Source organism: Rathayibacter sp. VKM Ac-2927 (assembly GCF_022815525.1).
Lineage (GTDB): Bacteria > Actinomycetota > Actinomycetes > Actinomycetales > Microbacteriaceae > Rathayibacter > Rathayibacter festucae.
Window position 1 is genome coordinate 864,229 of the sequence record NZ_JALGRT010000002.1, and the last position, 9,661, is coordinate 873,889.

Here is a 9,661-nt window from a genome sequence, read left to right on the forward strand (position 1 = left end):
TGCACAAGTGGCATCTCGCGGAGGGCGTCAGCCCGTGGGACGGGTCAGCTCGTCGGGGTCAGCAGGTCGGCGTGGTGCACGGCCGCCACGTTCGGGTGCGCGCGCAGGCGGTAGCGCAACGCGTTCTCGCCGTAGGTCTCGAGGATCGGGCTGTTGGTCGGGTCGACCGAGAGGCCGGACTTCAGCTCCTCGGGCAGCGGCAGCGAGGGCATCGTCGAGTCGAGCGAGGGGTTGAAGAAGAACGGGATCGAGATCCGGTCGGTGCCGATCAGCGGCGAGATCACCCGGTGCAGCGTCGCCTTGAGGTAGCCGCCGGTGGCCAGCTCGAGCATCTCGCCGATGTTGACGACGAACGCCCCGGGCAGCGCCGGCGCCTCGATCCAGGAGCCGTCGTGCTCGACCTGCAGGCCGCCCTTGCCGGGCTCGACCAGCAGCAAGGTCAGCACGCCGCCGTCGCGGTGCGCGCCGACGCCCTGCTTGGGCTCGGGGTCGGAGGTGCCCGGGTAGCGGACGACCTTGACCAGCGAGAACGGCTTCTCGGCGAACGCCTCGTCGAAGACGTCGGCCGGAGCGTCGAGGGCCACGGCCCAGGTGCGCAGCAGGCGGATGGCCACCGCGGCGAGCTCCTCGTGCCAGCGCTCGAAGACGGCGCGGAACTCGGGCAGCGACTCCGGCCAGAGGTTGGGTCCCTCGAGGCGCTGGTAGTCCGGGACGTCGGCGCCGGCCGGCACGGTCTCGCGGTCGATGCCGATGTCGACCTGCTCGCGGTAGTCGACGTCGCCGTTGGTCAGCTCGGCGCCGAAGCGGGTGTAGCCGCGGAACTGCGGGCTGGCCGTGTTCTCGATCGCCAGCTTCTCCTCCTCGGAGAGCTCGAAGAAGCGGCGGGAGACGGCGACCACGTCGTCGAGGAGGTCCTGCGGCACGCCGTGGCCGACGAGGTAGAAGAAGCCCACGTCGTGCGTGGTCTCGCGGAGATCGCGGCGGAACGCGGCGGCTTCCTCCTCTCCCTGGTCGAGGCGGGAGAGGTCGAGGATCGGCAGGGAATCGGTCATGGGGAAAGCCTTGCGCAGTTCGCCTTCTCCGCACCGATTGTTACGACAACTAAATGCGAAGACCCAGCCTGCGCCCGGGACCGAGGTCTCCGGACGCAGGCTGGGCCCGCGGATGCCGCCGAGTGTTACGGCGTGGGCATGCCGCCGTTGACGTGCAGCGTCTCGCCGACGACGTAGCTCGACTCGGGCGAGGCGAGGAACACGTAGGCCGGAGCGAGCTCCGCAGGCTGACCCCAGCGGCCGAGCGGCGTCTGCGAGCCGACCTCGGGCAGCTTCTCCGGCGGCTGGCCGCCGGCGGTCTGCAGCGGGGTCCAGATCGGGCCGGGCGCGACGACGTTCACGCGGATGCCCTTGGGCGCGAGCTGCTGCGAGAGCGCCTTCGAGAACGTGTTGATCGTGGCCTTGGTGGAGGCGTAGTCGACCAGCGTCGGCGACGGCTGGTAGGCCTGGATCGACGAGGTGCTGATGATCGCGGAGCCCGGGGCGAGGTGCGGCACGGCCGCCTTCGTCATCCAGAACATCGCGTAGACGTTGGTCTTGAAGGTCTCGTCGAACTGCTCGTCGGAGATGTCGAGGAAGTCCTCGACCGACTGCTGCTTGCCGGCGTTGTTGACGAGGATGTCGAGGCCGCCCAGGCCCTCGACGGCCTTCGCGACGGCGCCGACGGCGAAGTCGTGGTCGGTGATGTCGCCGGGGATGGCGACGGCGACGCGGCCGGCCTCCTCGATGAGGGCGACGACCTTCTTGGCGTCGGACTCCTCCTCGGGCAGGTAGACGATCGCGACGTCGGCACCCTCGCGGGCGTAGGCGATGGCGACGGCCGCGCCGATGCCCGAGTCGCCGCCGGTGATGAGCGCCTTGCGCCCCTCGAGGCGGCCGGAGCCGCGGTAGGTCGACTCGCCGCGGTCGGCGAGGTCGTCCATCTTCGAGTCGAGGCCGGAGCCCTCCTGATACTGCTCCTCGGTGTCGATGTCGGCGAACATCTTCGTGGGGTCCTGGAACGTGTACTGGTCGATCGTGTTCTCGGAAGTCATGTCCTCGACGCTAGGCGCGACCATCGCGCCCGCGCGCGTGGTTGACAGCGCGGATCCCGCGCGGCAGAGCGGATGCCCAGCCCGCTTCCAGGTTCGACGTCCGCAGACGCCCGGAGAGGCTGACCACGGCCCCCGCTTCCGGGAGAATGGCCCGGTGACCCGCGACGACTCCCCGGCCTTCGACCCGACCGCCCCGCTGCCCGGCTGGCAGCACGCCTACTCCGGCAAGGTGCGCGACCTCTACACTCCGGACGACTCCGACCCGGTGCTCGGCGCCGACCGGATGCTGGTCGTCGCGAGCGACCGCGTCAGCGCCTTCGACACGATCCTCGAGCCCGGCATCCCCGGCAAGGGCGAGCTGCTGACCGAGCTGTCGCTGTGGTGGTTCGGCCAGCTGGCCGACGTGCCCAACCACCTCGTCCCGGGGGAGATCCCCGAGGCCGTGCGCGGCCGCGCGATGCTCGTGAAGACGCTCGACATGTTCCCGATCGAGTGCGTCGTGCGCGGCTACCTCTCCGGCAGCGGCCTCAAGGAGTACCGGGCGACCGGCGCCGTCTCCGGCGTCGCGCTCCCGGAGGGCCTGAACGACGGCGACGTCCTGCCCGAGCCGATCTACACCCCCGCCTGGAAGGCGCCGCAGGGCGAGCACGACGAGAACATCTCCTTCGAGCGCACGGTCGAGCTCGTCGGCGAGGACGTGGCGGAGGCGCTGCGCACCCTCTCGCTGCACGTCTACCGGGAGGCGTCCGCGATCGCGCTGCGCAGCGGCGTCATCCTGGCCGACACCAAGTTCGAGTTCGGCGTCGACCGCGAGACCGGCGTCGTCACTCTCGGCGACGAGGTGCTCACGAGCGACTCCTCGCGCTACTGGGACGCGGTCGACTACGACGCGGGCGTGCGCGGGCAGTCCTTCGACAAGCAGATCGTCCGGGACTGGCTCGCCGACAACTGGGACGGCCAGGGCGAGCCGCCCCGGCTCCCGCACGAGATCGTCGTCCGGACCGCCGGTCGCTACCGCGAGCTGATCGAGCGCCTCACCCGCTGAGCGCGCCGCCCCGCGGGATGAGGGCAGCGGGATGCAGGGCCGCGGGCTCAGGCCGCGGGCTGCGGTCCGCGCTCGAAGATCCCGGAGAGCCCCTCGAGGATCGCGGCGAAGCGCACCGACTCGGCGTCGGCGACCGAGTCGGTGAGGGCGCGGACCTCGCCGTAGACCCGCTCGTCGGTCTCGCCGAGCGCCGTCTCGGCCCGGCCGGTCAGGCAGAGGATCCGGCCGCGGCCGTCGGAGGGATCGAGCACGCGGTCCACGTAGCCGGCGCGGGAGAGCCGGTCGACGAGGATCGAGACGGCCGCCGTCGTCAGGCCGATCGCCCCGGCCAGATCGACCGCGCGGACGATCTCGTCGCGCCCGGCACCGGCGCCGATCAGACGCAGGGCGGCCAGGTCGGTCGCGCCGATGCCGAGCCGGCGCTCGACGCGCGCGTCGTAGCTCCGCTCCTCGGTCCGCAGCCGGGCCAGCAGGGCGAACAGATCCGGTCGATCGTCCATGGGTCGCCCTCCTGACGGCAGGCGCCCCGATCGGGAACTCGCTCCGACCATGCAACCACTTCTCGGCGGCCCGCGGGCGCCGTCCGGGAAACGCAGCACGCGCTGTCCCGGAAACGCACTGCTCGCCGAGCATTTAGCTAACCGATTTAGTCAATAAAGTACGCTGTTCTGCGGTGCGCCCCCTTCGGTGCGCCGGAAACGGCGGAGGAGAGTCGACGATGGGACGCCTGCTGTACGGGGCACCGCCGAGCGCGCACCGGTTCGAGGACCGCACCCTCGCGCACCTGCAGAGCGTGATCACCGCGCGGTTCCGCCGCGGCGAGGGCTTCCTGCTCACGACCGCGGACGACGACGGGCGGCTGTCCGAGCTCTGGCTGCACCCCTCGATCGCCACGCGCTACGAGTACGACGCCGAAGGACAGCACGACCTCAACCCGCACTGGCTGCGCGCGCTCACGGCGGCCTCGCACGGCCGGATCGGACTGCACGTCGTCCCCGAGCCCGAGAGCGCTCCCGATCCCCGAGCCAGGAGGATCCTCGCGTGAGCGACCACAACGGCACGCTCTTCCGCCGCGGCGGCACCGTCCGCTTCGTCCGCTGGGTGTCCTCGCGCGACGGGGGCTGGGCTCCGGAGATCATCCAGGGGCGCTACCTCGAGCGCGACGACAGCGGCTGGCTCGTCGAGATCGAGGGCACACCCACCCTGCTGACGAAGGACGACTGGGCCGTCTACCGCTGAGTCCGGCCGCGGTGCCGGACGCCGCGTAGTGTGGCGAGAGTGCCTTCCGTCGCCCGCCGCGGCATCACCTCGGCCCCGTTCCTCCTGACCACCGCCGGCACGACGGCGCTCGTCTTCCTCTGCGCGTTCGAGTCGCTCGCGGTGACGACGATCATGCCGATCATCAGCGCCGACCTCGACGGCCGGGCGCTCTACTCGCTCGCCTTCGCGGCCACGCTCGCTGCGGCCGTCGTCGGCATGGTCACAGCGGGCTCCTCGGCGGACCGCCGGGGACCGACCCCGGCGCTGATCGCGGCGATCCTGCTCTTCACCCTCGGCCTGATCGCGGCCGGGACGGCGACGTCGATGCCGGTCTTCGTCGGCGCGCGCCTGCTGCAGGGCCTCGGCAGCGGAGGGATCACCGTCACGCTCTACGTGCTCGTCGCCCGGGTCTTCCCCGCCGAGCTGCACCCCCGGATCTTCGGCGCCTTCGCCGCAGCCTGGGTGGTGCCCTCGCTGGTCGGGCCGCTCGCCGCGGGCCTCGTCGCCGAGCTGACGAGCTGGCACTGGGTGTTCCTCGGCGTCGTGGCGCTGGTGGCCGTGGCGAGCGCGGTCATCGCGCCGACTCTGCGCGCGCTCGAGCCGCAGGCGCTGCGGCCCTTCGACCGGAGCGCGATCGGCCGCGTCGTCCGCGCCGTCGTGGTGGCCGCCGCCGTCGTCGTGCTGAGCACGAGCGCCGAGATCGCTCCGGAGGCGGCGGGAGTGGTGGCCGCCGTCGCGATCGCGGTGGTGATCCTCTCGGTCCGCGCCCTGCTGCCGGTCGGCACGCTGCGGGCGCGCGGCGTCCTGCCGTCGACGATGCTGCTGCGGGCCCTCGTCGCGGCCGCCTTCTTCGGCACCGAGGTCTACCTCCCGCTGCTGCTCAGCGAGCGGTACGGACTCCCGCCGTGGCTGTCCGGGGTCGCGCTCACCGCCGGCGCCGTCTCCTGGGCGCTGGGCTCGCAGCTGCAGGGCCGGCCGGGCACCCACCTGTCGCACGGCGGCGCGATGCGCCTCGGCACGGGTCTGCTGCTCGCCGGCATCCTCGTCGTGCTGCTGACGGTCGTGCTCGCGCTGTCGCCGATCGTTGCCGGAGTCGGCTGGTTCCTCGCGGGCGGCGGGATGGGCGCGATGTTCCCGCGGATGGGCACGCTGACGCTCGGCCTCTCGGCGCCGGGGCGCGAGGGCTTCAACAGCTCGGCGCTGCAGATCGCCGACTCGACCGGCGGCTCGGTCTCGCTCGCGCTGACCGGGCTGCTGGCCGCCGCGGTCACCGGTCTGCTCGGGAGCGGCGCCGCGGTCTTCACGGCCACCTTCGCCTACGGCGCGCTGATCGCCATCGCGGCGGTGGCCCTGGCGATCCGGCTGAGCGGGCTCCTCCGGTTCGAGGGCCGGGAGGAGCCCGCCGCACGGGATCGGGCCTAGGCCCGGTGCGCACGCGGGGTCAGCTGTAGAGCGACTCCGGCACGTCGAGTCCGTAGATCGCGCGACCCGAGCTCCAGATCACCGAGCACGCCGCGCGCAGCAGGTCGGTCTCGTCGGAGCCGGCGTCGACGATCACGACGGAGTCCCCGTCGAGCCGGACCTTCGCCGAGCGCACCGAGTGGGTGCCGTTCCGGGCGACGACGGTCGCCGGGTACGGTGCGTCCAGCTCGCGCAGGTCGGCCAGGATGTAGGTCGGCCGCAGCTTCGGCTCGGCCGCGAGCAGCTGCTTCGCCCGGTCGATGCCGGTCAGCACGAGCACGCTCTCCATGCCGGAGGTGTTCGCCCCGGCGATGTCGGTGTCGAGCCGGTCGCCGATGAACAGCGGATTCGTCGAGCCGAACCGCGCGGTCGCCGCGTCGAAGATCGCCCGCTCCGGCTTGCCGGCCACGACCGGCAGGCGCCCGACCGCGGTGTGCACGGCGGAGACGAGCGTGCCGTTGCCCGGGGCGATGCCGCGGGCGACCGGGATCGTCCAGTCGGTGTTGGTGGCGACCCACGGGATGCCCGTGTGCAGCGCGAACGACGCCTCGGCGAGCTCCGCCCAGCCGACCGACTGCGCGAAGCCCTGGATGACGGCGGCCGGTGAGTCCTCAGCGCTGCGGGTGACGGTGAAGCCGGCCCGCTCGACCTCGGTGGTGAGGCCTTCCCCGCCGACGACCAGGACGGTCGAGCCGGCCGGGATCAGATCGGCGAGCAGCACGACGGCCGCCTGCGGCGAGGTGACCACGTCCTCCGGGCGCACGGCGAGGCCGAGGTCGGAGAGGTGGCCGGCCACCGAGACGTCGGTGCGCGAGGCGTTGTTGGTGATGTAGCCGACGCGGACGGTCTCCGCCGCGCGGTTCAGGCTCTCGACGGCGAACGGGATCGCGTCGGCGCCCTTGTAGACGACCCCGTCGAGGTCGGCGAGGACGCAGTCGCGCCCGTCCAGCGGGCTGGGCTCAGGCTTCGGGTTTCGGAACATCGGCGCCGTCCTCCTCGGTGTCGGTGGGGGTGGTGGTGTCGGTGTCGTCTGCGGACTCCACGTCGGTGGACTCCGCGGTGGTCTCGTCCGCGGCCTCCTCGTCGCCTGTCGCCTCGGCGGCGTCCTCCACCGACAGCGCCTCGGGCGTCGAATCGGCGAGGGCCTCCTCGAAGTCCGCGTCGGACAGGTCCGCGTCGTCGAGCGCGGCCTGGTTCTCGATCGCGTCCGCGGCCGTGGTCTCGGCGGACACGTCGGAGTCGACGGGCTCGTCGCCCTCCACCGGTGCGCCGGCGTCGGCGGGCTCGTCGATCTCGAGTGGCTCGTCGATCTCGAGGGGCTGGTCGATCTCGGGGGCGTCCTGCTCGGCGAGCTCAGCCGAGTCGGGATCGAGGCTGTCGTCCTCGTCCTCGTCGTCGATGTCGAGCGAGTCGTCCAGGTCGCTCGCGGCGTCGGCCTCGGGGGCCGCGTCGGTGTCGGGGGCCGCGTCGGCGGCGACCAGGCCCGAGAGCTCGGCGCGGGTGGCGGGCATGTACTCGCCCTCCTCCTCGACGACCTCGATCGTCTCGTCGTCGCCGCCGCCCTCGTCCGCGAAGACGGCGCGCGCGGCGATGTCCGCGCGGCGCTGCCACTCGGCGGCCTCCTCGGCACGGCCGACCTCCTCGAGGACGAGCGCGTACGCGGCGAAGAGGTCCGGGCTGTAGGAGAAGGCGCGGTCGGGATCGAGCTGCGGGATCTCGAGCTCCATCAGCGCCAGCTCGCCCTGACCGAGGTCGAGGCGCGCCCCGGACATCGCGATCGCGAGCGACACCTGGGCACCGGGGCTCAGCGTGCTGCGATCCACGGAGCGGCCGAGCTCGAGCGCCTTGTCGGGACGCCCCACTCCCCGCTCGCTGTCGACCATCAGGGGGACCTGCTCGTCCGAGCCGGAGATCCGGCGGTAGGTGCGCAGCTCGCGCAGCGCGAGAGCGAAGTCACCGGTCGCATAGGCCGAGATGGCCAGCGACTCGCGGACGACCGCGATCCGGCCGGCTCGGCGCGCGGCCGACAGCACGTGCCGGTGCGCGAGGTCCGGGTCCTCCTCGAGGAGGCGGCCCGCCATCACCAGGTGGCGCGCGACCCACTCCGCGTTGTCCTTCGACAGCGTGCGCAGCTCGTTGCGGGCGACCTTGTCGAGATCCTTCGCCTGGACGTCGTCCGGCAGATCCGGGTCGTCGTGCCGAGGGCGCACCGACTGGAGGGAGCGACGCTCACGCTCCTCCTCGGTGAGCTCCGGCTCCTCGCGCGGAGCGCCGCGGCCGGCGTACCCGCCGCCGAATCCGCCGCGGCCGCCCGCGCGATCGCCACCGCCGCGACGGTCGTCGAAGCGCCCGCCGCGGGAGTCGCCGTCCCGACGCGGACGAGAGTCTCCGTCACGAGAGGGACGAGAGTCCCCGTCCCGACGAGGACGGGAGTCACCATCACGAGAAGGACGGAAGTCGCCGTCCCGACGAGGACGGGAGTCACCGTCACGAGAAGGACGGAAGTCGCCCTCACGACGCGGACGGGAATCACCGTCACGAGAAGGACGCGCATCGCCGTAGCGGGGACGAGAGTCGCCATCACGCGAGGGACGGAAGTCGCCCTCGCGACGCGGGCGGGAATCACCGTCACGAGAAGGACGGGAATCGCCCTCACGACGCGGACGGGAATCACCATCACGAGAAGGACGGGAATCGCCCTCACGACGCGGACGGGAATCACCATCACGAGAAGGACGCGCATCCCCGTACCGGGGGCGAGAGTCACCATCGCGGGAGGGACGGGAATCACCGTCGCGGCGGGGGCGGGAGTCGCCATCGCGAGAAGGACGGAAGTCGCCCTCCCGACGCGGACGGGAGTCTCCGTCACGGGAAGGACGCGCATCGCCGTCGCGACGAGAGCGGGAGTCGGAGTCACGAGAGGGACGGAAGTCGCCCTCACGACGAGGACGGGAATCACCGTCGCGAGAGGGACGGGCGTCACCGGCCCGAGGAGGGCGAGCGTCACCGTCGCGGCGCGGACGGGAGTCGCCGCTGGAGTACGGACGAGAGTCGCCGTCGCGGCGGGGACGAGAGTCTCCGCCACGGTCCGGACGTCCGGCTCCGTCACGGCGCGGAGCGTCCGAGCGCGATCCGGAGTCGGTCGAGCGGTACGGACGGGAGTCTCCACCGCGAGCGGGCCGATCGCCGTCTCGAGCTCCGCCTCGCGGGGAGGAGGAGCGGTCGCCGCCGGCGGCGCGGGGCGGGCGCTCGTCGCGCCGGTCCTGTCCGCGGTCGTTGCGGTCGGATGCTGCGTCGTCCATGCGTTCCTCGCCTGTCGTGGTGGAGCTCTGTGGAGTTGACCCATCCGTGAGGACGAGGATCGGCGGCCCGTGAGCCGCCCGCCACCACCCTAACCCGCAGAATGGCGGACGCCACGGGGGTCGAGGTGCTGGGTCTTCAGGTTCCTTCTGCGGAACCTCTGGCTAAACAGCGATGGCCACCCATTTCTGGGTGGCCATCGTGAATTGGTGTCCGGCGGTGTCCTACTCTCCCACAGGGTCCCCCCTGCAGTACCATCGGCGCTGAGAGTCTTAGCTTCCGGGTTCGGAATGTGACCGGGCGTTTCCCTCTCGCTATGGCCGCCGTAACCCTCTCAGACACACCCACCAGCCTGAGGCGTAGTGGTGGTCAAATCTGGGTCACACGTCATGCGTGTGTTCTGTTGTCCGCCCCGAAGGTGCGGTGTGCAGATCGTGTCTTTGCGAACACGACCCGCGGTATGGAGCCCGTATTCTGGGAACCACAAAGTGGACGCAAGCAATCTCTGA

At 71.9% G+C, this 9,661-nt stretch carries 10 protein-coding genes and 1 rRNA gene; 5 read left to right on the top strand and 6 right to left on the bottom strand.

What is annotated here, in order from left to right; translation table 11 throughout:
• Window positions 1-44: 44 nt before the first annotated feature.
• Window positions 45-1,052 carry an isopenicillin N synthase family oxygenase gene (locus MT353_RS09085; RefSeq protein WP_123706620.1) on the bottom strand — a complete coding sequence of 336 codons (1,008 nt, stop codon included), beginning with the start codon at window positions 1,050-1,052 and terminating at the stop codon, window positions 45-47.
• A gap of 125 nt (window positions 1,053-1,177) precedes the next feature.
• Window positions 1,178-2,086 (bottom strand): glucose 1-dehydrogenase, encoded by a 909-nt coding sequence (locus tag MT353_RS09090; protein WP_279400587.1) that lies wholly within the window; start codon window positions 2,084-2,086, stop codon window positions 1,178-1,180.
• 154 nt (window positions 2,087-2,240) lie between these two features.
• Here MT353_RS09090 and MT353_RS09095 point away from each other — a divergent pair, with 154 nt between their 5' ends.
• Window positions 2,241-3,131: a phosphoribosylaminoimidazolesuccinocarboxamide synthase gene (locus tag MT353_RS09095; protein ID WP_243600759.1), complete on the top strand. Its 891-nt coding sequence runs from the start codon at window positions 2,241-2,243 to the stop codon at window positions 3,129-3,131.
• A 47-nt stretch (window positions 3,132-3,178) separates the two neighbouring features.
• Here the strand turns inward: MT353_RS09095 and MT353_RS09100 are convergent, their stop codons facing one another.
• Window positions 3,179-3,631, bottom strand: coding sequence for a MarR family winged helix-turn-helix transcriptional regulator (locus MT353_RS09100; protein ID WP_243600760.1), 453 nt, complete (start codon window positions 3,629-3,631; stop codon window positions 3,179-3,181).
• A gap of 218 nt (window positions 3,632-3,849) precedes the next feature.
• Here MT353_RS09100 and MT353_RS09105 point away from each other — a divergent pair, with 218 nt between their 5' ends.
• From MT353_RS09105 to MT353_RS09115, 3 genes are read left to right on the top strand one after another with little or no spacing between them, the layout of a single operon-like run.
• Complete coding sequence (locus tag MT353_RS09105; RefSeq protein ID WP_243616535.1) at window positions 3,850-4,176, top strand: ATP-dependent DNA ligase; 327 nt, start codon at window positions 3,850-3,852, stop codon at window positions 4,174-4,176.
• Complete coding sequence (locus tag MT353_RS09110) at window positions 4,173-4,370, top strand: hypothetical protein (RefSeq protein WP_123444572.1); 198 nt, start codon at window positions 4,173-4,175, stop codon at window positions 4,368-4,370. The genes MT353_RS09105 and MT353_RS09110 overlap by 4 nt, the downstream gene beginning before the upstream one ends.
• 39 nt (window positions 4,371-4,409) lie before the next feature.
• Window positions 4,410-5,813, top strand: a complete 1,404-nt coding sequence (locus tag MT353_RS09115) for an MFS transporter (RefSeq protein WP_243624209.1) — start codon at window positions 4,410-4,412, stop codon at window positions 5,811-5,813.
• Between the two features lie 19 nt (window positions 5,814-5,832).
• Here the strand turns inward: MT353_RS09115 and MT353_RS09120 are convergent, their stop codons facing one another.
• The gene (locus MT353_RS09120) at window positions 5,833-6,834 is read right to left on the bottom strand and encodes an HAD-IIA family hydrolase (protein ID WP_243624210.1); all 1,002 of its coding nucleotides are present in this window, start codon (window positions 6,832-6,834) and stop codon (window positions 5,833-5,835) included.
• Window positions 6,812-8,062 carry a hypothetical protein gene (locus MT353_RS09125; protein ID WP_243624211.1) on the bottom strand — a complete coding sequence of 417 codons (1,251 nt, stop codon included), beginning with the start codon at window positions 8,060-8,062 and terminating at the stop codon, window positions 6,812-6,814. The genes MT353_RS09120 and MT353_RS09125 overlap by 23 nt, the downstream gene beginning before the upstream one ends.
• On the opposite strand from MT353_RS09125, the gene MT353_RS09130 reads away from it, so the two are divergent.
• Complete coding sequence (locus MT353_RS09130; protein ID WP_243624212.1) at window positions 8,048-9,193, top strand: hypothetical protein; 1,146 nt, start codon at window positions 8,048-8,050, stop codon at window positions 9,191-9,193. The two genes, MT353_RS09125 and MT353_RS09130, sit on opposite strands and share 15 nt — an antisense overlap.
• Window positions 9,194-9,363: 170 nt before the next feature.
• On the opposite strand, the gene rrf is transcribed toward MT353_RS09130, so the two are convergent.
• A 5S ribosomal RNA gene (gene rrf, locus MT353_RS09135) occupies window positions 9,364-9,480 on the bottom strand.
• Window positions 9,481-9,661 lie beyond the last annotated feature (181 nt).

Excerpts from the sequence above, each read along its gene's own strand:
- MT353_RS09085 (WP_123706620.1), bottom strand. The coding sequence starts at position 1,052 with ATGACCGATTCCCTGCCGATCCTCGACCTCTCCCGCCTCGACCAGGGA.
- MT353_RS09120 (WP_243624210.1), bottom strand. The coding sequence starts at position 6,834 with ATGTTCCGAAACCCGAAGCCTGAGCCCAGCCCGCTGGACGGGCGCGAC.
- MT353_RS09090 (WP_279400587.1), bottom strand. The coding sequence starts at position 2,086 with ATGACTTCCGAGAACACGATCGACCAGTACACGTTCCAGGACCCCACG.
- MT353_RS09100 (WP_243600760.1), bottom strand. The coding sequence starts at position 3,631 with ATGGACGATCGACCGGATCTGTTCGCCCTGCTGGCCCGGCTGCGGACC.
- MT353_RS09105 (WP_243616535.1), top strand. The coding sequence starts at position 3,850 with ATGGGACGCCTGCTGTACGGGGCACCGCCGAGCGCGCACCGGTTCGAG.